Genomic DNA, 21,213 nt, shown 5'->3' with positions numbered 1-21,213 from the left:
GCTCCCGCCCGCGCCCCCGTCGGCGTCCGCTTCTACGAAAGGTCCCCGTTGAGCTCGCTTCTGATCACCGACATCGGCAGCCTGGTCACCAACGACCCCGCACTCGGCGCCGGCCCGCTCGGCCTGCTGGAGGACGCGGCCGTGCTGGTCGAGGCCGGGCGGGTGGCGTGGGTCGGCCCGGCCGCCTCGGCGCCGGCCGCCGACGAGCGGTACGAGGCCGGCGGTCGGGCGCTGCTGCCCGGGTTCGTCGACTCGCACGCGCACCTGGTCTTCGCGGGCGACCGCACGGCCGAGTTCAACGCCCGGATGTCCGGGCAGTCCTACAGCGCGGGCGGCATCCGCACCACGGTCGCCGCGACCCGTGCCGCCAGCGACGAGGAGCTGGACGCCAACCTGGTCCGCTTCCTGAACGAGGCGCTCCGCCAGGGCACCACCACCGTCGAGTGCAAGTCCGGCTACGGTCTGACCGTCGCCGACGAGGCGCGGGCGCTGCGGATCGCCGCCTCGCACACCTCCGAGACCACCTACCTCGGCGCCCACGTGGTCGCGCCCGAGTTCGCCGACGATCCCGCGGCCTACGTCGACCTGGTCACCGGCGAGATGCTGGACGCCTGTGCCCCGCACGCCCGCTGGGTGGACGTCTTCTGCGAGCAGGGCGCCTTCGACGGCGACCAGGCCCGTGCCGTTCTCAAGGCCGGGCAGGAGCGAGGGCTGATCCCCCGGGTGCACGCCAACCAGCTCTCGTACGGTCCCGGAGTGCAGCTCGCGGTCGAGCTCGGCGCGGCCTCGGCCGACCACTGCACCCATCTCACCGACGCCGACGTGGCCGCCCTCGCGGGTTCCGACACGGTCGCCACCCTGCTGCCGGGCGCGGAGTTCTCCACCCGCGCGAAGTACCCCGACGCGCGCCGGCTGCTCGATGCGGGCGCCACCGTCGCGCTCTCCACCGACTGCAACCCGGGCTCCAGCTTCACCAGCTCGATGGCCTTCTGCATCGCGGTCGCCGTCCGCGAGATGGGGATGACCCCCGACGAGGCCGTGCACGCGGCCACCGCCGGTGGTGCGCGCGCGCTGCGGCGTCCGGACGTCGGCAGCGTGACCGTGGGCGCGCGGGCCGACCTGCAGCTGCTGGACGCCCCCTCGCACGTCCACCTGGCCTACCGGCCGGGTGTGCCGCTCACGGCGGCGGTCTGGCACGCGGGCGTCCGGGCGGTCTGAGCGGGCACCCGGACAGACGCCGAAGGGCCGGTACCCGTCACGGGTACCGGCCCTTCGCTCACGGGTGCGTCAGTGCACGTCGCCCATGAGCTTGACGACCTTCTTGCGGTACATCGCCAGTGCGACACCGGCGATCAGCGCCATCACGCCCTGGACCGCGAAGTACCAGGTGCTGCCGACCACGTCGTCGCCCAGGACCAGCTGGAAGATGGCGGCGACACAGTCACCGGCGGTGACGGCGAGGAACCAGACACCCATCATCTGGCTGGCGTACTTGGTGGGAGCCAGCTTGGTGGTGACGGAGAGGCCGACCGGCGAGAGGGTCAGCTCACCGACGGTCTGGATCAGGTAGACCATGGCCAGCCACAGCGGGGTGACCTTGACGCCACCGGCGGCGGCGCCCATCGCCAGCATCATCACCAGGAAGGAGGCGCCGATCATCAGCAGACCGATGGCGAACTTCATGGTGGTGGTCGGGTTCTTGCCGCGCTTGGCCAGCCAGACCCAGAGCCAGGCGCAGACCGGGGCCAGCGCCATGATGTACAGCGGGTTCAGCGACTGGAACCAGCTGGACGGGAAGTTCATGCCGAACAGCTCCGAGGAGGTGTTCTTGTCGGCGAAGACGTTCAGCGTCGAGCCGGACTGGTCGTAGATCATCCAGAACACGGCGGCGGCCACGAAGAACCAGATGTAGCCGCTCATCTTGGACTGCTCGTCCGAGCTGAGGTCCTTGTCCTTCTTCACCTTGGCGAAGACGAGCACCGGGATCGCGATACCCGCGATCGACAGCGGCCAGATCGCCCAGTCGATGCTGAAGTTGCCGGTCGCCGCGACGATCGCGTAGAAGACCACGGCGAGCGCCAGCCACAGGCCGGCCTTCTTGAAGATCGCGCTCTTCTCCTCGGCCGAGATCGGCGAGGTGACCACGTCGCTCTTGGCGCTGAGGTGGCGGGTGCCGAGCAGGAACTGGCCGAGGCCGAGCGCCATGCCGACGCCGGCGAGCGCGAAGCCCAGGTGCCAGTTGACGCTCTGGCCGACGGTGCCGATGACCAGCGGGGCCGCGAAGGCACCGAGGTTGATGCCCATGTAGAAGATGGTGAAGCCACCGTCGCGGCGCGGGTCGTTCGGGCCGTCGTACAGGTGGCCGACCATCGTCGAGATGTTGGCCTTGAGCAGACCGGAGCCGATGGCGATGAGGGCCAGGCCGGCGAAGAACGACACGGAGGCCGGGACGGCCAGCAGGAAGTGGCCGATCATGATGATGCAGCCACCGACCGCAACGGTCTTGCGGGCGCCGAGGAAGCGGTCCGCGATCCAGCCGCCCGGGAGGGCCAGCAGGTAGACCATGGCCGTGTACACGCTGTACACGGCGCTGGCGACTGCCACCTTCATGCCGAGGCCGCCCTCGGCGACCGAGGCGGTCATGTAGAGCACCAGCAGGGCACGCATGCCGTAGTAGCTGAAGCGCTCCCACATCTCGCTCATGAAGAGTGTGGCGAGCCCTCGGGGGTGCCCGAGGAAGGTCTTGCCGCTGGAGGGTGCCGACTTGTCGAGGTCAGCAGCCACGGTCGTAGACGCCATAGGTATGGGGTTCCTTGCCTGACGTCGTCCGCACAGAGGGGGGTTGAGGCGGACGGGGACCAGACCACTGTACGTGCCGGTATTCCGGTCATTCAGAGGACAAAACTGGCTATGTACGTATTGTCTAAGTAAAGGATCATGGGTGTCCGCTGCGGCATTCGATGGCAAGTTCGCAATTCTTCCTTCGAACCGCAGGTTTAGCGCCAAAATTTTTCGGCCATGCCCGACCGGCCCGCCGATCGGCGGGGGCTTGGGCGGACTTTGATAACAATCACGCTCTGTGAACTAGTTCACAGTGCCCGTCAGGTGCCGGATCCGGCCCGCCACCAGCGGGAACGCGGCCCCGCACGGCACCGCGGCCGCCCCCCGGGGGGCAGGAGCGCGCGGTCCCGCCGACCGCCCGTCCCGGCTGGGTGGTCCAGCCGGCCACCGCGTCGCCGGTCGCCGTCGAGGGGAACCACGGCCCCGGCACCCGGCCGGTGCGCTCCGCCGGAGCCGGCCTGCCGGTCGGGTGCCGGGCCGGCGGGGGACGGATCCGGGCCGCGTCCGCCCCGCAACTCGGCCGCGCCGCCTGCCATCCGTCCTCCCTGACCCGTCGGCGGTGACCGGTCACGCCGGGAGCCGGGAGCGGCTCCGCCCGGCAGGACGGGGGTGCGATTGCGCCGTCCGGCGAGAATCCGCAGTCCGGGGGGCCTGATCACGGGCCGCCAAGCCGACTACCATCGCCCCATGACCTGTGTGCTGCTGGCCGAGGACGACCCGGCAATCTCCGAACCGCTGGCCCGCGCCCTGCGCCGCGAGGGCTACGAGGTCCTCGTTCGCGAGGACGGCCCGGCCGCGCTCGGCGCCGCCCTCACCGAGGAGGTCGACCTCGTCGTCCTCGACCTCGGCCTTCCCGAGATGGACGGCCTCGAAGTCTGCCGTCGCCTGCGTGCCGACGGCCGCAGCTGCCCGGTGCTGGTGCTGACCGCGCGCGCGGACGAAGTGGACACCGTGGTCGGCCTGGACGCCGGCGCGGACGACTACGTCACCAAGCCGTTCCGGCTGGCCGAGCTGCTCGCCCGGGTCCGGGCGCTGCTCCGGCGCGGCAACGTGGACCAGCTCACCACCGGCGCCCACGGCGTGAAGATCGACATCGAGTCGCACCGCGCCTGGCTCGGCGAGGAGGAGCTGACCCTCTCGGCGAAGGAGTTCGAACTGCTCCGGGTGCTGGTCCGGGACGCCGGGCGGGTGGTCACCCGCGAGGAGATCATGCGCCAGGTCTGGGACACCACCTGGTGGACCTCCACCAAGACCCTGGACATGCACATCTCCTGGCTGCGCAAGAAGCTCGGCGACGACGCGGCCAACCCCCGCTACATCGCCACCGTGCGCGGCGTCGGCTTCCGCTTCGAGAAGAACTGACCCGCCGCCCCGGGGCCGACCGACCAGCCGGTGACCAGCCGGCCACCGACACCGTCAAGCTGAACCGACCAGAGGGTGCGCCGGCGTGAAGCGCAGGATGATCAACTCACTGCTGGGCGTGGTCCTGGTGGTGGTGGCGGTGTTCTGCGTCCCGCTCGCTCTGATCGAGAAGCAGAGCATCGTCAACGCGGCGAACGACCGGGTGGACGCGGCGGCCGTCCGCGTGCTCGGCCTGGTGGAGAGCCGGCTCGCCGCGGGCGAGCCGGTCACCGGGGAGAAGTTCGCCGCCCAGGTCACCGACGGCAGCTTCGTCACCGTCGACATCCCGGGGCAGCCGCTGATCGCCGTCGGCCGCCCGGTCAGCGGCCCCGCGCTCACCGCCACCGAGCAGGGCCTGAGCGGGGAGACCGTCACCGTCGTCCAGTCCAGGACCGACGTGGACCACGAGATCGGCAACATGCTGCTGCTGCTCGGCCTGGTCGCCCTGCTCGCCGTCCAGGCGGCGGTCGCCCTCGCGGTCTGGCAGGCCAAGCGGCTCGCCCGCCCGCTCACCGACCTCGCCGAGACCGCCGAACGCCTCGGCTCCGGCGACCCCCGCCCGCGCGACCGCCGCTACGGGGTCCCCGAACTCGACCGGGTCGCCGAGGTGCTGGACACCAGCGCCGAGCGGATCGCCCGGATGCTCACCGCGGAGCGGCGCCTGGCCGCCGACGCCTCGCACCAGCTGCGCACCCCGCTCACCGCGCTCTCCATGCGGCTGGAGGAGATCACCGCACTCGCCGAGGAGCCGAACACCGTCCGCGAGGAGGCGACGATCGCGCTCCAGCAGGTCGAGCGGCTCACGGACGTGGTGCAGCGGCTGCTCACCAACCAGCGCGACCCGCACAGCCCGACCGCCGTGGTCTTCGACCTGGACGACGTCATCAAGCAGCAGATCGAGGAGTGGGGCCCCTCGCTCCGCGAGACCGGGCGCAGCCTGCGGATCGAGGGCCTGAAGAGCGTCTCGGTGATCGGGACCCCCGGTACGGTCGCCCAGATCCTGGCCACCCTGATCGAGAACTCCCTGATGCACGGCGCCGGGGCCATCACCGTCCGGGTCCGCCCGTCCGGGAACTCGGTCGTCGCGGAGGTCCAGGACGAGGGACCAGGTGTCCCGCCCGAGCTCGGCAACCGGGTCTTCGAACGTGCCGTCAGCGGCCGCAACTCCACCGGCATCGGCCTCGCCGTGGCCCGCGACCTCGCCGAGGCCGACGGCGGCCGGCTGGAGCTGCTCTCGCTCCAGCCCCCGGTCTTCGCCCTCTTCCTCAGCCGCAGCGGCGTGCGGTAGCGGCGCGCCGCGTCGGCTGCGGCCGGTGCGCCCGGCTGCTCGGCGCCTGTGCCGGTTGCCCGGTGCTTGGCCCGGTTACTTGGCGTACTGCGGCTGCTCGGCCGCGAGGAGCAGTTCGGCCTCGCCCGCGACCTGCGGCTCGGCCAGCTCCGGCATCGCCTTGAACACCCAGGTGCGGTAGGAGAAGAAGCGGAACACCGTCCCGGCGGCGAGGCCGACCACGTTCTTGGCGATCAGCTGGCTGCCGGGCGAGGTGTAGTGCAGGACGTGCACCGAGAAGGCCAGGATGCCGTTCTCGATCAGCATGCCGATCCCGCTGAAGATCAGGAAGAGCGTGATCTCCCGCTTGCGGGAGGCCGCGTCGCGCTCGCGGTACAGCCAGTACCGGTAGCCGAGGTAGTTGGTCCCGATCGCGACGGCGGTGGCGATGAAACCGGCCAGCGAGTGGATCAGGCCCTCGCCCTGGAGGCAGACCCAGAAGACCACGGCGTTCACCACGACGCCGACCAGGCCCACGACACCGAACTTGATCACTTCACCGGAGAGGCCGCGCAACCGCCGGATCAGCGAGGGCTCGGTGCTGGTGGTCGCGGTCATACCCGGCAGTCTCCTGTGCTCGCGTACGAGGGGTAGGTGGGCGCTCGCTGGGGCGCAGCGCGACGGAGCCCCTCGCGTACAAGATCGGATAGTGCTTCTTGGGGCCCGGCCCCCCAGGTTACCCGTTCTCACCAAGCCCGTTGGCGCCCAGGGCCACTCGCGGCCACCGGGCCCCGGGGCCGCCCGGCTCGGTGCACCGCCCGCCACCGGCCCGGATATCCTGGGCAGCGTGACTTTCGCGGGCAATGCAAATTTTCCAGTGGTGGGCATGATCGGCGGCGGGCAACTGGCCCGCATGGCACACGAGGCGGGTATCCCGCTGGGTGTCCGCTTCCGGCTCCTCGCCGACACCCCGCAGGACTCCGCCGCACAGGTGGTCTCGGACACCGTCCTCGGTGACTACCGTGACCTGGACACGCTGCGCCGCTTCGCGGCCGGCTGCGACGTGGTCACCTTCGACCACGAGCACGTCCCCACCGAGCACCTGCGCGCCCTGCAGGCCGAGGGCATCGCGGTGCGGCCCGGCCCGGACGCACTGGTCAACGCCCAGGACAAGGGCGTGATGCGGGCCAAGCTGGACTCGATCGGTGCGCCCTGCCCGCGTCACCGCCTGGTCGCCGATCCGGCGGACGTCACCGCCTTCGCGAACGAGCCGGGGAGTGACGGGGGCGGCTACCCGGTCGTCCTGAAGACCGTGCGCGGCGGCTACGACGGCAAGGGCGTCTGGGTGGTCGACAACGAGCAGGAGGCGGCCGCGCCGTTCCTGGCCGGCGTCCCCGTGCTGGCCGAGGAGAAGGTCGACTTCCTCCGCGAGCTGGCCGCCAACGTGGTCCGTTCGCCCAGCGGCCAGGCGGTCGCGTACCCGGTGGTGGAGAGCCTCCAGGAGAACGGCGTCTGCGCCGAGGTCACCGCCCCCGCGCCCGACCTCGACCCCGAACTCGCCGCCGAGGCCCAGGCACTGGCCCTGCGCATCGCCGGCGAGCTGGACATCACCGGCCACCTCGCGGTCGAGCTGTTCCAGACCCGCGACGGCCGCATCCTGGTCAACGAACTGGCGATGCGCCCGCACAACTCCGGCCACTGGTCCATGGACGGTGCCGTCACCTCGCAGTTCGAGAACCACCTCCGCGCCGTCCTCGACCTGCCGCTGGGCGACCCGCGCCCGCGCGCCAAGTGGACCGTCATGGTGAACGTGCTCGGTGGCGACTACCCCGACATGTACCACGCCTTCCTGCACTGCATGGCCCGCGACCCGGGCCTGCGGATCCACATGTACGGCAAGGACGTGAAGCCCGGCCGCAAGGTCGGACACGTCAACGTCTTCGGGGACGACCTCGACGACGTGCGCGAGCGCGCCCGCCACGCGGCCGCCTACCTGCGAGGGACGATCACCGAATGAGCACCAGTACCAGCCCCGTCGTCGGCATCGTCATGGGCTCCGACTCCGACTGGCCCGTGATGGAGGCCGCCGCCCAGGCCCTGGACGAGTTCGAGGTCCGCTACGAGGTGGACGTCGTCTCGGCGCACCGGATGCCGCGCGAGATGGTCGCGTACGGTGAGCAGGCCCACCGGCGCGGTCTCAAGGCGATCATCGCGGGTGCGGGCGGCGCGGCCCACCTGCCGGGCATGCTCGCCTCGGTGACGCCGCTGCCGGTGATCGGCGTGCCGGTCCCGCTGCGCTACCTGGACGGCATGGACAGCCTGCTGTCGATCGTCCAGATGCCGGCCGGTGTGCCCGTGGCCACCGTCTCGGTCGCGGGCGCCCGCAACGCCGGACTGCTGGCGGTCCGGATGCTCGCCGCCTTCGACTCCGAACTGGCCGAGAAGATGGTCGAGTTCCAGGCCGAGCTGAACACCCAGGCCACCGAGAAGGGCAAGAAGCTGCGCGCCAAGGTGGCCGGCTCCACCTCCTTCGGCTTCGGCGGCTGACCCGGCCGGCATGCCGGACCTCCCGCGCCGCACGCTGCTGGCGCTCGGCGCCCTGGGGTCCGGCGTGCTCTGCGGCTGCTCCGCCGACGGGCCGCGGGCCGCACTGCGCCTGGCAGCCGGCCCCGAGGGCGGGCCGTACGAGACCTTCGGGCAGCGCCTGGCGGCCGAGATCCACCGGGCGGACGGCGGTCTGACCGTGCAGGTGCTCGGAACGGCGGCCAGCGTCCGCAACCTCCGGCTGATCGACGCGGGCGGAGCCGAGCTGGGGCTCACCCTCGCGGACAGCGCAGCCGACGCGGTCGCCGGGCGGGCCTCCTTCACCCGCCCGGTCGCGGTCGCGGCGATTGCCCGGCTCTACCTGAACTACCTGCACCTGGTGGTGCCCGCCGGTTCGCCGGTCCACGAGGTCGGCCAACTGGCCGGCCGTGCCGTCTCGTCGGGGGCGGACGGTTCCGGCACCTCGGTGGCGGCCGAACGCGTCCTGGCCGCAGCAGGGTTGAGCTCCGCCGGCACCCGACGGCTGGGGCTGGCCGATTCGGTGGCGGCACTGCGGGCCGGGCGGATCGACGCCTTCTTCTGGTCCGGCGGCGTCCCCACCCGCGCCGTCGCGGACCTCGCCGTCGGCACCCCGGTCCGGCTGGTCCCGCTCGGCGAGACGGCGACCGCGCTGCGCCGGGCGCACGGTCCGGTCTACGAGAGCGTCTCGATTCCGGCCGGCGCCTACCGGGCGCAGCTGCCCGTCGACACCCTGGGCACGCCCAGCTACCTGGTCTGCGGCGCCGCGCTGGACCAGGACGTGGTCCGGGCGGTGACCGGGACGCTGTTCCGCAGCCGGGACCGCCTCCAGGTGCCCGACGCGCCGGGCAGCCGCCTCGACGAGCGCTACGCGATCGGCACCGGCACGGTCCCGCTCCACCCGGGCGCGGCGGCCTACTACCGCGCGGTCTACGGCTGACCCGGAAGACCCCTCCGGGAGTCCCACCCGACCCGACCCGACCCGCTCGGGCGCCGGGCGCCGGTGGTCACCTCCCGGTCTCGCGCCCGCGGCCGGCCGGGCCGGCCCCCGCGCCCCGGCCGGGTCGGTCCGCGCCCCCGGAGGGCCGGCCCTCCGGGGCCAGGTCGAGCCGGACGACCAGGCCCCGGGGCCGGTTGGGCAGCAGGGCGAGGGTGGCGCCGCAGGTCCGGGCGAGTTCGGCGGCGATGGCCAGGCCGAGGCCGCTGCCGGGGACGTTGCCCTGCCCGGGGGCGCGCCAGAACCGGCCGGGGGCGGCCTCGCGTTCGGCCGGGGAGAGGCCGGGGCCGTCGTCGGCGACGCTCAGGGTCCGGTCGGCGAGGGTGACGGCGACCCGGCCGCCGGACGGGACGAACTTGGCGGCGTTGTCGAGCGCGATGTCCGCGATCCTGGCGACCGCACCGGGCAGCGGACCCTGGTCCGCCAGATCGACCGAGAGCGTGAGCCCCTTCGCCGCGTACAGCTCCTGCCAGCCCGTCAGCCGCTCGTGCAGCCCGCTCGCCGGTCCGCTGCCGGGCAGCCCGGCGTCGGCCTCGACCCGGGCGAGGGTGAGCAGGTCCTCCAACAGCACGGTCAGCCGGTCGAGTTCGGTCAGGGCCTCCTCGTACTCGGACCGCCCGGTGCGGGACAGATGCGGTTCGAGGTTCTCCAGCCGCAGCGAGAGCACGGTCAGCGGGGTGCGCAGCTCGTGCGAGGCGTCGGCGACGAAGGCGCGCTGGCGTTCCAGCGCGGCCGAGATGCCGTCGGCCATCGCGTTGAACCGCTCCTCCAGCCGCCGGAGTTCGACCGGGCCCCGGACCAGGCCGATCCTGGCTTCGAGCCGGCCGTCGGCGATCGCCCGGGTGGTGCGGTCGAGTTCGCCGACCGGACGCAGGATCCAGCCCGCCAGGCGGCGCGCGACGACCAGTGCGCAGCCGAGCGCCGCGAGCGACCCCACCGCGAGGACGGCCCAGACCGTGCCGACGGCCCGTCGCGCCGCGGAGGTGGGCGCCCGCAGCAGGACCACGCCCGAGACCTGGGCGTCCCGCCCGGCGGGCTCGGCGACCAGGACGGCCGACGGTCCGAACGGTGTGACCAGCGGGAGCCCGTCGGTGGTGCGCCCGGACAGCGCCCGCCCGGCGGCCGCCGGTTCGTCGACGCCGCCGCCCGCCAGCAGCCGGCCGTCCCGGTCGCGGATCTCCACCGCCGTCCCGTACAGCTCGGTGTACCGGGAGACCTCGGCACCGAGCCCGGTGCTGTCGCCCTCCCGGATCGCCCGGTCGGTGAGCTCGGCGAACCGGGTGGCGTCGGCCCGGCGGGCGAGCAGCAACTGCCCGGTGCGGTGCGAGGAGTACGCCAGTGCGAGCGGCACCGCCAGCGCCGCCACCAGGCAGACGATCAGCAGGGTGGCGACCAGCAGCAGCCGGCGCTGCATCAGCCGGAGGCCAGCCGGTAGCCGGTCGCCCGCAGCGTCTCGACCAGCTGCGGACGGCCGGTCTTGGCACGGATGCCCGCGATGTGCACGTCCAGCGACCGGGAGGCGGACAGCAGGACGTCGCCCCAGAGTTCGTCCAGGATCTCCTCCCGGCTGCGCACCACGCCGGGCTCGCGGGCGAGCAGCGCGAGCACGTCGAACTCCCGCCGGGTCAGCGGGACCTCGGCGCCGTCCACGGTGACCTGCCGGGTCTCCAGGTCGATCCGGGTGTCGCCGACCTCGACCACCCGCCCGGCGGCGGCGGGCAGCGGACGGGTGCCCCGGCGCAGCACGGCGCCCATCCGGGCCACCAGTTCGGCGGTCCTGAAGGGCTTGGCCAGGTAGTCGTCGGCGCCGGAGCGCAGCCCGCGCAGCACGTCCCGCTCCTCGGTCCTGGCGGTCAGCACGATCACCGGGACGGTGGAGACCCGGCGCAGCCGGCGCAGTGCGTCCAGGCCGTCCATGTCCGGCAGCCCGAGGTCGAGCAGGACGAACTCGGCGGTGTCCTTGAGCCGCAGGGCGTCGTCGGCGCGTCCGGTCCGGACCACCTGGTGGCCGTGCCGGGCGAGCGCGGAGACCAGGGCGGCCGCGAGCCGGTCGTCGTCCTCGACCAGAAGTACTCGCATCACCTCAGCCTAGGGCCCGTCAGGGGCGCGGTCGCCGTGCCCCTACGGGCGTACCGGTTGTCCGGCGGCTCCCCGTGGTGGCCGGTGTGCCGTCGGGCAGGTGTTCGGCGGCCCGGAGCCGGGCGGTGCCGGTCTCGCGCATGCAGAGGTAGACCACCAGCGAGACCGCCGCGCAGCCGGAGACGTACCAGTAGTAGCCGGACTCGGCGCCCGCGTTCTTGAACCAGAGCGCCACGTACTCGGCCGTGCCCCCGAACAGCGCGTTGGCCAGCGCGTACGGCAGGGCGACCCCGAGCGCGCGGATCTGGGTCGGGAACAGCTCGGCCTTCACCACGGCGTTGATCGAGGTGTAGCCGGTCACCAGGACCAGGGCCACCACTGCCAGCAGCAGGGCACCCGCGAAGCTGCCGGTGTGCGAGAGCGTGGTCATCAGCGGCACGGTGCCGAAGGTGGCCCCGACGCCGAAGGTGATCAGCAGCGGGCGGCGGCCGATCCGGTCGGAGAGCGCCCCGGCGAACGGCTGGAGCAGCATGAAGACGGTCAGTGCGCAGAAACTGACCAGCGCGGCGTCGTTCTTGCTCAGCCCGACGGTGTTGGAGAGGTACTTGGTGAGGTACGTGGTGTACGTGTAGTACGCCACCGTGCCGCCCATGGTCAGCGCCATGACCAGGACGAACTCCAGCCTGTGCCGGAGCAGTCGGCGGATCGTGCCGCGCTCGGCGCCGTCCCCTCCCGCGCTCCCGCCGGTGCCCGCGGCCTCCGCCTCGGTGTACGCCTCGGTCTCCACCAGGTTGCGCCGCAGCCAGAAGACCACCGCCGCACCGACCGCACCGACGACGAACGGGATGCGCCAGCCGTACGAGTGCAGACCGGCCGGGGACATGGTGTGCTGCAGCACGATCTGCAGGCCGAGGCCGAGCAGTTGGCCGAGCGTCATCGAGACGTACTGGAAGCTGGAGACGAAGCCGCGCCGCCCGGGCGCGGAGGCCTCGGTCAGGTAGGTGGCGCTGGCCGCGTACTCGCCGCCGACCGACAGGCCCTGGAGCAGGCGGGCCACCAGCAGGACGACCGCTCCGGCGTAGCCGACCTGCCGGTACGTGGGGGCGACGGCGATCAGCAGGGCGCTCAGCGACATCATCGTCACGGTGAGGGTGAGTGCCGCCTTGCGCCCGCGCCGGTCGGCGTAGCGGCCGAGCAGCCAGCCGCCGACCGGGCGCATGAAGAAGCCGACGGCGAAGACGCCCGCGGTGTTCAGCAGTTGGGCGGTGGGGTTGCCGTTCGGGAAGAAGGCACCGGCGAAGTACGTGGCGAAGCTCGCGTAGACGAACCAGTCGTACCACTCGACCAGGTTGCCGATCGAACCGCCGACGACCGCTCTCCAGGGGGTGGCGGTGCCGCGTGCGCCGGGCGCGGTCGCTGCGGACGTGCGTGCTGAGGACATGCGAGGAGACCTCCGGAATCGGCCGGCGGCCGGGGTGGGGCCGCCGCGCTGGTGGCAGCGTCCACCAGCGGGGGAGAGCGCGGCGAGGGGACGGGCCGAGAGCTAACGTCCGGTTAACACAGCGGCCGGTGGCCCGACACGGGCACCCGGCGGCCCAACACGGGGGGCCGGCGACCGGTCCACTGCTCGCGGACGACCCGCTCGGTATAGAACAGGGGCATGACTTCAGAGCTGCTCGACCGCGCCCGCGCCGTCCTCCGCGAGACCCCGGTGGTGGACGGCCACAACGACCTGCCCTGGGCGATGCGGGCCCAGGTCGGCTACGACCTCGACGCGCTGGACCTGGCGGGCGACCAGCGCTCCCGGCTGCACACGGACCTGGACCGGCTCGGCGCGGGCGGCGTCGGCGGCCAGTTCTGGTCGGTGTACGTGCGCAGCGACTACGCGGGCGACCGGGCGGTCAGCGCCACCCTGGAGCAGATCGACTTCGTCCGCGCCCTGACCGAGCGCTACCCCGACCGGCTGCGGCTCGCGTTCACCGCCGACGACCTGGAGAAGGCCCGCTCCGAAGGCCGGATCGCCTCGCTGATGGGCGCCGAGGGCGGGCACTCCATCAACTGCTCGCTGGCCACCCTGCGGGCCCTGCACCAGCTGGGCGTGCGCTACATGACGCTCACGCACAACGACAACGTGCCCTGGGCCGACTCGGCCACCGACGAGCCGGTGGCCGGCGGGCTGACCGCGTTCGGCGTCGAGGTGGTCCGGGAGATGAACCGGCTGGGCATGCTGGTCGACCTCTCGCACGTCTCCGCGGACACCATGCGGGACGCCCTGCGGGTCAGCGAGGCACCGGTGCTCTTCTCGCACTCCTCCGCGCGTGCGGTCTGCGACCACCCGCGCAACGTCCCGGACGACGTGCTCGCCCTGCTGCCCGAGAACGGCGGCGTGGCGATGGCCACCTTCGTACCGAAGTTCATCCTGCCCGCCGCCGTCGAGTGGACGCAGGCCGCGGAGGAGAACATGCGCGCCCACGGCTTCCACCCGCTGGAGACCACCCCCGCGGCGAAGGACTGCCACCGCGCGTACGAGGCCGGGCACCCGCGCCCGATCGCCACCCCGGCCACCGTCGCCGACCACCTCGACCACATGCGCGAGGTCGCGGGCATCGACCACATCGGCCTGGGCGGCGACTTCGACGGGACCGCCTTCCTCCCGGCCGGTCTTGAGGACGTCTCCGGCTACCCCAACCTGATCGCTGAGCTCCTGCACCGCGGCTGGTCCGAGGCCGACCTCTCCAAGCTGACCTGGCACAACGCGGTCCGCGTGCTGCGCGACGCCCAGTCGGTCGCCACCGACCTCCAGCGCACCCGCAAGCCCTCGATCGCCACCATCGCCCAGCTCGACGGCCCCGCCGCGCGGTGAGGGCCCGGGGCGCGGGGAGCCGGACGGCCAGCCCCGCACGTCGGCGCCGCGCCGTCCGCCCGTCGCCTCCCGGGCCGCGCCCTTCCGGTGCCCGGTTGACCTTGCCCCTGGGGCAGGGGGGAGCGTGACGGGCGTGGAGGAAGACGCACTGCTGAGCATCGGCGTGTTCGCACGCCGGGCCCGGCTGTCCCCGAAGGCCCTGCGGCTGTACGACCGGCAGGGACTGCTGCCGCCCGACCGGGTCGACCCGGTCACCGGCTACCGGCACTACCGGGAGGGGCGGCTGGCGGACGCCCGGCTGATCGTGCTGCTGCGCGGGCTGGACATGCCGCTGGCGCAGGTCGCCGAGGTCCTGGCCGCCCCGGACCGGGAGCGTGCCCTGCTGGTGGCCCGCTACTGGGACGGCGTCGAACGGCGGCTCACCGCCCAGCGCGAGCTCGCCGTGCACCTCCGCATCCAACTCTCAGGACGCGAAGGGATTCTGGACATGTACGAGATCCAGCACCGCGAGGTGCCCGACCAGCTGGTGCTCACCGAGCGGCGCAGCGCCGGGCCGCAGGAGCTGCCGGCCTGGATCCCGGCGGCGACCGACCGGCTCACCGAGGCCGCGGCGGCGTACGGCGGCGCGGTCGCGGCACCGTTCGTGATCTACCACGGCGAGGTCGACGAGGACAGCGACGGGCCGGTCGAGGTGTGCGTGCCGATCGACCCGTCCCACGCGGGCACCCTGGCCGTGCCGGGCCGGATCGAACCGGCCCACCACGAGGTGTACACCCGGATCACCAAGGCTCAGGTCGAGTACCCGCAGATCCTCTCGGCCTACGACGCCCTCTGTGCGTGGGCCGAGCGGGAGCGGGTGCCGTTCACCGGACCGGGCCGGGAGGTCTACTTCACCGACTGGGCCGGCACCGGCGACACCGAGCCGGCCTGCGACATCGCCTTCCCGACGGCCTGAGCCGCGACCGCCGCCAGGGGCACCGCCGCTACAGCAGCGGCAGTTCGATCGCCGGGCACTTGTCCATGACCATGTCGAGCCCGGCGGCGGTGGTGCGCGCGTAGGCCGCCTCGTCGACCACGCCCAGCTGGAACCAGACGGCCTTCGCACCCGCCTCGACGGCCTGGTCGGCGACCTCGCCGGCCAGGCCGGAGTTCACGAACACGTCGACCACGTCGACGGCGAACGGGATCTCGGCGAGCGAGGGGTAGCCCTGCTCGCCGAGGACCGTCTCCGCCTTCGGGTGCACCGGCACCACCCGCTTGCCCGCCTCCTGCAGCACCCGGGCCACGCCGTGGGCGGCCCGCGCGGTGTTCGTGGACAGGCCGACCACGGCCCAGGTGTCGCCGCTGTCCCGCAGGATCCTGCGGACCGTTGCCTCGTCTCCGTACGTCATGCCCTGGTCCAACGGCCCCGGAGGCCCGGACATTCCGTACCGCCCGCTACTCGCCCGGACGCCCCATCGCCCGGTACGTCCACCCGGCGTCCCGCCACTTCTGGACGTCCAGCACGTTCCGCCCGTCGACCAGCCGGCGCTCGGCGACCAGGGCACCCACCTCGGCGGGGTCCAGCTCGCGGAACTCCTGCCACTCGGTCAGGTGCAGGACGACGTGGGCGCCCTCGACGGCCTCCAGTGCGGAGTCCGCGTAGGCCAGGCCGGGGAACATCTTCCGGGCGTTGTCCATGGCCTTGGGGTCGTAGACGGTGACCTGGGCGCCCTGCAGCTGGATCTGCCCGGCGACGTTGAGCGCCGGCGAGTCCCGGATGTCGTCCGAGTTGGGCTTGAAGGCGGCACCGAGCACGGCGACCCGGCGGCCGAGGAAGCCGCCGCCGCACTGCTCGCGGGTCAGTTCGACCATCCGCGAGCGGCGGCGCATGTTGATCGAGTCGACCTCGCGCAGGAAGGTCAGCGCCTGGTCGGCGCCCAGCTCCCCGGCGCGGGCCATGAAGGCGCGGATGTCCTTGGGCAGGCAGCCGCCGCCGAAGCCGAGCCCGGCGCCGAGGAACTTGGCGCCGATCCGGTCGTCGTGGGCGAGCGCCTGGCTGAGCTGGACCACGTCCGCGCCCGCGCTCTCGCACACCTCGGCCATCGCGTTGATGAAGGAGATCTTGGTGGCGAGGAAGGAGTTGGCGGCGACCTTGACCAGCTCGGCGGTCGGGAAGTCGGTGACCACGAACGGGACGCCCTCGGCGATCGGCGTCGCGTACACCTCGCGCAGCAGCTGCTCGGCCCGCTCGCTGCGCACGCCCGCCACCAGCCGGTTGGGGTGCAGGGTGTCGCCGACGGCGTAGCCCTCGCGCAGGAACTCGGGGTTCCAGGCGAGTTCGGCGTCGGCTCCGGCGGGGGCGAGCTCGGCCAGCCGGTCGGCCAGGCGGGCGGCGCTGCCGACCGGGACGGTGGACTTGCCGACCACCAGGGTGGGCCGGGTCAGGTACGGCGCGATGGAGTCGAGCGCGGCGTCCACGTAGGACATGTCGGCCGCGAACTCGCCCTTCTTCTGCGGGGTGTTGACGCAGATGAAGTGCACGTCGCCGAAGTCGGCGAGCTCCTGCGGCGAGGTGGTGAAGCGCAGCCGCCCGGTCGAACCCTCCTGCCCGGCAACGTGCTTGAGCAGCAGTTCGCCCAGGCCCGGCTCGTACATCGGCACGCGTCCGGCGGACAGGGCGGCGACCTTCTCCGGGTCGATGTCCAGGCCGAGCACCTCGAAGCCGAGCTCCGCCATGCAGGCGGCATGCGTCGCGCCGAGGTAACCGGTGCCGATCACCGTGATGCGGAGGGTCACGCGCTTCCCCTTATGTCAGGTGTGCCGGAACCGTGCAGGTCTGCGTCCGGCCGCAGGGGTCGATGGTATCCGGCGGCCGGACGGGCTCCGCAGCGGTCCTCGCCGGGCGCCGGGAGCGGCAGGCCGCCGGTCGGTAACGATGTTGTTCCCGCGTGGTTGCGGACCGCCCGGAACTGCCGTTCCGATGACGGGAATCCGTGTGACTGGCGGCAGAATGCCCGGCATGGATTCGAAGGACGACACGCAGCACGACCCGGTCGCGGAGCAACCCGCCCACCTGAGCCTGTTCGACGACCGGTCCGCAGCGGAGTCCGACGGATCCGGGCCGGCGGAGCCGGCCGGCGCCGGGCGCAGGCGCCGCACCCGGCGGGTGCTGCTCTGGGCGCTGGTGGCCCTGCTGGTGGTGCTCGGCAGCGGGGTCGGCGCGCTCTACTGGACGGCGAACCACTACGCCTCCTCGGTGCAGCGCATCCCGAACGCCTTCCCGACCCTCCCGGAGTCCGCCCAGCCGCAGGCCGTTCCGCACAGCGGCATGACCTTCCTGCTGGTCGGCCTGGACGCCCGCTCGGACGTGCCGACCACCGGGTCCGAGGCCAAGGGCCCGGCCTGGAAGGAGGGGGCGGCCCGCAGCGACACCATGATGCTGATGCACATAGCCGCCGACCGCAGGAGCGTCTCGGTGGTCTCGATCGCCCGTGACACCTGGGTGGACATCCCCGGCCACGGCCAGGCGAAGATCAACGCCGCGTACTCCTGGGGCGGCCCGGCCCTGATGGTCCAGACCGTGCAGAACCTCACCGACATCCGGATCGACCACGTCGCGGTGATCGACTGGGACGGCTTCCGTTCGCTGACCGACGCGGTCGGCGGTGTGGACATCACCATCCCCAAGACCATCGAGGCGGTCGGCGGCGCCCGCCACTGGGACGCCGGCACCCAGCACATGGACGGCGACACCGCCCTCCAGTACGTCCGCGAGCGCCACGGCCTGCCCAACGGGGACCTGGACCGCACCAAGCGTCAGCAGAACTTCCTGCGGGCCCTGATGAAGCAGACCATGAACTCGGGCACCCTCTCCAGCCCGACCAGGCTCGGCGGCCTGCTGCAGTCGGTGGGCGACGTGGTCAGCGTGGACGACAAGCTGAGCAACAGCGACCTGTACGACCTGGCCTGGAGCATGCGCAGCCTGCGCGTCGGCGACGTGAGCTTCATGAACGCTCCCTTCGGCGGCTTCGCGACCATCGACGGCCAGTCCGCGGTGAAGCTGGACCGGCAGGCGGCGGCCCCGCTCTGGGAGGCCATGCGCAACGACCGGATGAGCGAGTACCTCGCCGCCCACCGCACCAGTGGTGACGTGCTGGGCGACAGCGTCCGCTGACCGCGGGGCGGGGGTGTCGTGGACGTCACGTACGGGGTAGACAGGGAGCGAGCCTAGAATGAGGGTCAATACTGCTACTTAACGGTAACTAACACGGTCAAGGGGCGAGGCAGATGGCGGGCAACTCAGGGGCGGACTTCGACCTGTTCCGGCTCAGCGACGAGCACGAGATGCTCCGCGAGGCGGTGCGTTCGCTCGCCGAGGCGAAGATCGCCCCGTTCGCGGCCGAGGTCGACGAGCACGGCCGCTTCCCGCAGGAGGCGCTGGACGCGCTGCAGGCCAACGACCTGCACGCGGTCCACGTCCCCACCGAGTACGGCGGCGAGGGCGCGGACGCGCTGGCCACCGTGCTGGTGATCGAGGAGGTCGCCCGGGTCTGCGCGTCCTCCTCGCTGATCCCGGCCGTCAACAAGCTGGGCTCGCTGCCGGTGCAGCTCTCCGGCTCCGAGGAGCTGAAGCAGAAGTACCTCGGCGCCCTGGCGCGCGGCGAGGGCATGTTCTCGTACTGCCTCTCCGAGCCGGACGCCGGTTCGGACGCCGCCGGCATGAAGACCCGTGCCGAGCGCGACGGCGACTTCTGGGTGCTCAACGGCGTGAAGCGCTGGATCACCAACGCGGGCGTCTCGGAGTTCTACACCGTCATGGCGGTGACCGACCCCGAGAAGCGTTCCAAGGGCATCTCGGCCTTCGTGGTCGAGAAGGGCGACGAGGGCGTCTCCTTCGGTGCGCCGGAGAAGAAGCTCGGCATCAAGGGCTCGCCGACCCGCGAGGTCTACCTGGACAACGTCCGGATCCCCGCCGACCGCATCATCGGCGCCGAGGGCACCGGCTTCGCCACCGCGATGAAGACGCTGGACCACACCCGCATCACCATCGCCGCGCAGGCCCTCGGCATCGCCCAGGGCGCCCTCGACTACGCCAAGGGCTACGTCAAGGAGCGCAAGCAGTTCGGCAAGGCCATCGCCGAGTTCCAGGGCGTCCAGTTCATGCTGGCCGACATGGCGATGAAGCTGGAGGCCGCCCGCCAGCTCACCTACGCGGCCGCTGCCAAGTCCCAGCGCCTGGACGGCGACCTGACCTTCTTCGGCGCCGCGGCCAAGTGCTTCGCCTCGGACGTCGCCATGGAGATCACCACCGACGCCGTCCAGCTGCTCGGCGGCTACGGCTACACCCGCGACTACCCGGTCGAGCGCATGATGCGCGATGCCAAGATCACCCAGATCTACGAGGGCACCAACCAGGTCCAGCGCATCGTCATGGCGCGCAACCTGCCGTAGTCACCGGCGACGCGAGGGCCCCGCCGACGGAGCGTCGGCGGGGCCCTCAGTGCTGCCCGGCGGGCTACTTGACGTCCGGCACCGGGGTGTCGTTCCTGAAGGCGTCGAAGACCTCCTTGGACTTCACCGGATCCCACTTGAGCGCCGACTCGCCGTCCGGGGTGCGGTAGTTGGCGTTGCCGACCGGGACGGTGATGGTCTTCCCGCTGCCGCCGGACACGCCCTTCATGGCCAGGAAGAACGAGCCGAGGTCGGTCAGGCCGGTGTCGTTGTCCACGATCAGGGTGCCGAGGCCCGAGCTGATCATCGGGTAGAGCGTGAACGGGTTGAGCAGGGTGGCCGGGGAGGACGCCTGCTTGCCCAGCGACGAGAGGAACTTCTGCTGGTTGCGCATCCGGCCCAGGTCCTGGTCGGCCATCTGGTGCCGCTGCCGGACGAAGGCCAGTGACTGGGTGCCGTTCAGGGTCTGGCAGCCGGCCTTCAGGTTGAGGCCCGAGTCCTGGTCCGAGATGTCCTTGTCGATGCACATGTTCACACCGCCGACCGAGTCCACGATGCCGACGAACCCGGCGAAGCCGATCTCGGCGTAGTGGTCGATGTGGATGCCGGTGTTGGTCTCGATGGTCTGCACCAGCAACTGGCCGCCGCCGTTGTTGAAGGCCGCGTTGATCTTCGCGGTGGTGGCGGGGATCGTCTTGCCGTTCCCGTTGGTGTTCAGGTGCTGCGGGATCGGCACCCAGGAGTCGCGCGGGATGCTCATCAGGGTGTTCCCGCTGTCCCCGATGTGCAGGACCATCATCGAGTCGCTGCGCTTGCCGGTGTCGGTACCGGTGTGCATCGAGTCCTTCTGCGCGTCCGTGAGCCCGTCCCGGCTGTCCGAACCGACGATCAGCCAGTTGGTGCCCTTCCCGGCCGGCGGCCGGCCCGGGTACGAGGCCAGGGTGTTCTCGTGGTTGAGCTTGGAGTCGGCCCAGAAGTAGGTGCCGAGCCCGGTCACCAGCAGCGCGCCGACCACCGCCAGCGCGGTCACCTTGATCTTCCGGCTGAGCGGCCAGCGCGGGTTCGCCCCGCCCCCGGGCGCCACCCGGGGCGGCGGCACCGAACCGGGCGGCACGGAACCGGGGGGTACGGGGCCCGACGGCACGGCACCGGGGGGCACCGCCCCCTGCCGGGGCACGCCCGCGGCCGGCATCCCGCCCTGCCGCGGCGGGTACCCGGGCGCGGCGCCGTAGCCGCCGCCCTGCGGTGCCGCGGGCTGCGGACCCTGGGGCGCGCCGGGCCCGCGCGGGTTGAGCGAGGGCGGCAGCGGCGGCTCCGCGCCGCTGCCCCGACCGTAGGAGCCGGCGCCGTTGCCCTGACCGTACGAGCTGCCGCCGCCGCTCGGGCGGTCCTCCTGCCACGTGTTCATGTGGGGAAGGATGCCCCAAAGCCGTACCCGGCAGTGCGGCCGGGGTGCCCAGCGGCCCGCTTGTAGCAGATTTGATGCACGCATCGGATGGTTCCGCCGCATGGTCACCGCCGTGTTCACCTGATGGGACCATCCTTGACCGGTCCGGAGCACGCGTGTTTGCATGGCGCGCATGGAACAGCGCTGGATCCTCACCCGTCGGCGGCACGTCGACCTGCTGCGGGTGTCCTGTTCGCTGTGTCGTGGCTGACCGCTCGCCACCGTTCGACCCTCGCTCCCGCCGCGGCGCCCGCACCGGAGGCGCCCGCCCCTTCCGCTCCCGCCTGCCCGGCCGCCTGCCCGGCCGACTTCCGTCCGACTTC

General features: G+C 72.3%; 18 protein-coding genes. 10 read left to right on the top strand and 8 right to left on the bottom strand.

What is annotated here, in order from left to right; translation table 11 throughout:
* Positions 1-48: 48 nt before the first annotated feature.
* Entirely contained in the window at positions 49-1,218 is a 1,170-nt protein-coding gene (hutI, locus tag ACFC1R_RS00235) for an imidazolonepropionase (RefSeq protein ID WP_375930279.1), read from the top strand.
* A 69-nt stretch (positions 1,219-1,287) separates the two neighbouring features.
* Here hutI and ACFC1R_RS00230 read toward each other — a convergent pair whose 3' ends face one another.
* Complete coding sequence (locus tag ACFC1R_RS00230; protein ID WP_375930276.1) at positions 1,288-2,799, bottom strand: peptide MFS transporter; 1,512 nt, start codon at positions 2,797-2,799, stop codon at positions 1,288-1,290.
* Between the two features lie 729 nt (positions 2,800-3,528).
* Between ACFC1R_RS00230 and ACFC1R_RS00225 the strand changes: the two genes are divergently transcribed.
* The gene (locus ACFC1R_RS00225) at positions 3,529-4,203 is read left to right on the top strand and encodes a response regulator transcription factor (RefSeq protein ID WP_375930273.1); all 675 of its coding nucleotides are present in this window, start codon (positions 3,529-3,531) and stop codon (positions 4,201-4,203) included.
* An 85-nt stretch (positions 4,204-4,288) separates the two neighbouring features.
* Positions 4,289-5,530, top strand: a complete 1,242-nt coding sequence (locus ACFC1R_RS00220) for an ATP-binding protein (RefSeq protein WP_375930270.1) — start codon at positions 4,289-4,291, stop codon at positions 5,528-5,530.
* Positions 5,531-5,605: 75 nt separating this feature from the next.
* Here the strand turns inward: ACFC1R_RS00220 and ACFC1R_RS00215 are convergent, their stop codons facing one another.
* Positions 5,606-6,127: a GtrA family protein gene (locus ACFC1R_RS00215; RefSeq protein ID WP_375930267.1), complete on the bottom strand. Its 522-nt coding sequence runs from the start codon at positions 6,125-6,127 to the stop codon at positions 5,606-5,608.
* A gap of 268 nt (positions 6,128-6,395) precedes the next feature.
* Between ACFC1R_RS00215 and ACFC1R_RS00210 the strand changes: the two genes are divergently transcribed.
* The 3 genes from ACFC1R_RS00210 to ACFC1R_RS00200 are packed head-to-tail and all read left to right on the top strand — an operon-like array spanning position 6,396 to position 9,011.
* Positions 6,396-7,526, top strand: a complete 1,131-nt coding sequence (locus tag ACFC1R_RS00210) for a 5-(carboxyamino)imidazole ribonucleotide synthase (RefSeq protein ID WP_375930264.1) — start codon at positions 6,396-6,398, stop codon at positions 7,524-7,526.
* Positions 7,523-8,056, top strand: coding sequence for a 5-(carboxyamino)imidazole ribonucleotide mutase (gene purE / locus ACFC1R_RS00205; RefSeq protein WP_375930261.1), 534 nt, complete (start codon positions 7,523-7,525; stop codon positions 8,054-8,056). Before ACFC1R_RS00210 ends, purE begins: the two co-directional genes overlap by 4 nt.
* A 10-nt stretch (positions 8,057-8,066) precedes the next feature.
* Positions 8,067-9,011, top strand: a complete 945-nt coding sequence (locus ACFC1R_RS00200) for a TAXI family TRAP transporter solute-binding subunit (RefSeq protein WP_375930258.1) — start codon at positions 8,067-8,069, stop codon at positions 9,009-9,011.
* Positions 9,012-9,078: 67 nt separating this feature from the next.
* On the opposite strand, the gene ACFC1R_RS00195 is transcribed toward ACFC1R_RS00200, so the two are convergent.
* Genes ACFC1R_RS00195 through ACFC1R_RS00185 form a run of 3 tightly spaced genes read right to left on the bottom strand, consistent with a single transcriptional unit; the run spans position 9,079 to position 12,588 of the window.
* Positions 9,079-10,482, bottom strand: coding sequence for a sensor histidine kinase (locus ACFC1R_RS00195; protein ID WP_375930255.1), 1,404 nt, complete (start codon positions 10,480-10,482; stop codon positions 9,079-9,081).
* Positions 10,482-11,147 (bottom strand): response regulator transcription factor, encoded by a 666-nt coding sequence (locus ACFC1R_RS00190; RefSeq protein WP_375930252.1) that lies wholly within the window; start codon positions 11,145-11,147, stop codon positions 10,482-10,484. The genes ACFC1R_RS00195 and ACFC1R_RS00190 overlap by 1 nt, the downstream gene beginning before the upstream one ends.
* 19 nt (positions 11,148-11,166) lie before the next feature.
* Positions 11,167-12,588, bottom strand: coding sequence for an MFS transporter (locus ACFC1R_RS00185; RefSeq protein ID WP_375930249.1), 1,422 nt, complete (start codon positions 12,586-12,588; stop codon positions 11,167-11,169).
* A gap of 219 nt (positions 12,589-12,807) precedes the next feature.
* Between ACFC1R_RS00185 and ACFC1R_RS00180 the strand changes: the two genes are divergently transcribed.
* Both ACFC1R_RS00180 and ACFC1R_RS00175 read left to right on the top strand, forming a co-directional pair.
* A complete protein-coding gene (locus ACFC1R_RS00180; protein WP_375930246.1) occupies positions 12,808-14,010 on the top strand; it encodes a dipeptidase in 1,203 nt (400 codons plus the stop codon).
* A 133-nt stretch (positions 14,011-14,143) separates the two neighbouring features.
* On the top strand, positions 14,144-14,965 hold the full coding sequence (locus tag ACFC1R_RS00175) for a MerR family transcriptional regulator (RefSeq protein WP_375930243.1): 822 nt from the start codon (positions 14,144-14,146) through the stop codon (positions 14,963-14,965).
* Positions 14,966-14,993: 28 nt separating this feature from the next.
* Here the strand turns inward: ACFC1R_RS00175 and ACFC1R_RS00170 are convergent, their stop codons facing one another.
* The gene (locus ACFC1R_RS00170; protein ID WP_375930240.1) at positions 14,994-15,401 is read right to left on the bottom strand and encodes a CoA-binding protein; all 408 of its coding nucleotides are present in this window, start codon (positions 15,399-15,401) and stop codon (positions 14,994-14,996) included.
* A 46-nt stretch (positions 15,402-15,447) separates the two neighbouring features.
* Positions 15,448-16,788, bottom strand: coding sequence for a UDP-glucose dehydrogenase family protein (locus ACFC1R_RS00165; RefSeq protein ID WP_375930237.1), 1,341 nt, complete (start codon positions 16,786-16,788; stop codon positions 15,448-15,450).
* 223 nt (positions 16,789-17,011) lie between these two features.
* Here ACFC1R_RS00165 and ACFC1R_RS00160 point away from each other — a divergent pair, with 223 nt between their 5' ends.
* Together ACFC1R_RS00160 and ACFC1R_RS00155 are read left to right on the top strand one after the other, a co-directional pair.
* Positions 17,012-18,166 carry an LCP family protein gene (locus tag ACFC1R_RS00160; protein WP_375930234.1) on the top strand — a complete coding sequence of 385 codons (1,155 nt, stop codon included), beginning with the start codon at positions 17,012-17,014 and terminating at the stop codon, positions 18,164-18,166.
* 113 nt (positions 18,167-18,279) lie between these two features.
* Positions 18,280-19,443 carry an acyl-CoA dehydrogenase family protein gene (locus tag ACFC1R_RS00155; RefSeq protein ID WP_045306354.1) on the top strand — a complete coding sequence of 388 codons (1,164 nt, stop codon included), beginning with the start codon at positions 18,280-18,282 and terminating at the stop codon, positions 19,441-19,443.
* A gap of 64 nt (positions 19,444-19,507) precedes the next feature.
* Here the strand turns inward: ACFC1R_RS00155 and ACFC1R_RS00150 are convergent, their stop codons facing one another.
* The gene (locus ACFC1R_RS00150; protein WP_375930230.1) at positions 19,508-20,851 is read right to left on the bottom strand and encodes an LCP family protein; all 1,344 of its coding nucleotides are present in this window, start codon (positions 20,849-20,851) and stop codon (positions 19,508-19,510) included.
* Positions 20,852-21,213 lie beyond the last annotated feature (362 nt).

Origin of the sequence: Kitasatospora sp. NPDC056138, from assembly GCF_042264695.1 — a bacterium.
In the GTDB taxonomy this organism is placed as follows: Bacteria; Actinomycetota; Actinomycetes; order Streptomycetales; family Streptomycetaceae; genus Kitasatospora.
This window is presented reverse-complemented; position numbering and strand designations above follow the sequence as displayed.

Bases quoted from the DNA above. Each gene is read 5' to 3' on its own strand.
- ACFC1R_RS00215 (WP_375930267.1), bottom strand. From the start codon at position 6,127: ATGACCGCGACCACCAGCACCGAGCCCTCGCTGATCCGGCGGTTGCGC.
- ACFC1R_RS00180 (WP_375930246.1), top strand. From the start codon at position 12,808: ATGACTTCAGAGCTGCTCGACCGCGCCCGCGCCGTCCTCCGCGAGACC.
- ACFC1R_RS00170 (WP_375930240.1), bottom strand. From the start codon at position 15,401: ATGACGTACGGAGACGAGGCAACGGTCCGCAGGATCCTGCGGGACAGC.
- ACFC1R_RS00185 (WP_375930249.1), bottom strand. From the start codon at position 12,588: ATGTCCTCAGCACGCACGTCCGCAGCGACCGCGCCCGGCGCACGCGGC.
- ACFC1R_RS00190 (WP_375930252.1), bottom strand. From the start codon at position 11,147: ATGCGAGTACTTCTGGTCGAGGACGACGACCGGCTCGCGGCCGCCCTG.
- ACFC1R_RS00230 (WP_375930276.1), bottom strand. From the start codon at position 2,799: ATGGCGTCTACGACCGTGGCTGCTGACCTCGACAAGTCGGCACCCTCC.
- ACFC1R_RS00155 (WP_045306354.1), top strand. From the start codon at position 18,280: ATGGCGGGCAACTCAGGGGCGGACTTCGACCTGTTCCGGCTCAGCGAC.
- ACFC1R_RS00160 (WP_375930234.1), top strand. From the start codon at position 17,012: ATGGATTCGAAGGACGACACGCAGCACGACCCGGTCGCGGAGCAACCC.
- ACFC1R_RS00210 (WP_375930264.1), top strand. From the start codon at position 6,396: ATGATCGGCGGCGGGCAACTGGCCCGCATGGCACACGAGGCGGGTATC.
- ACFC1R_RS00150 (WP_375930230.1), bottom strand. From the start codon at position 20,851: ATGAACACGTGGCAGGAGGACCGCCCGAGCGGCGGCGGCAGCTCGTAC.
- ACFC1R_RS00200 (WP_375930258.1), top strand. From the start codon at position 8,067: ATGCCGGACCTCCCGCGCCGCACGCTGCTGGCGCTCGGCGCCCTGGGG.
- purE (WP_375930261.1), top strand. From the start codon at position 7,523: ATGAGCACCAGTACCAGCCCCGTCGTCGGCATCGTCATGGGCTCCGAC.
- ACFC1R_RS00225 (WP_375930273.1), top strand. From the start codon at position 3,529: ATGACCTGTGTGCTGCTGGCCGAGGACGACCCGGCAATCTCCGAACCG.
- ACFC1R_RS00195 (WP_375930255.1), bottom strand. From the start codon at position 10,482: ATGCAGCGCCGGCTGCTGCTGGTCGCCACCCTGCTGATCGTCTGCCTG.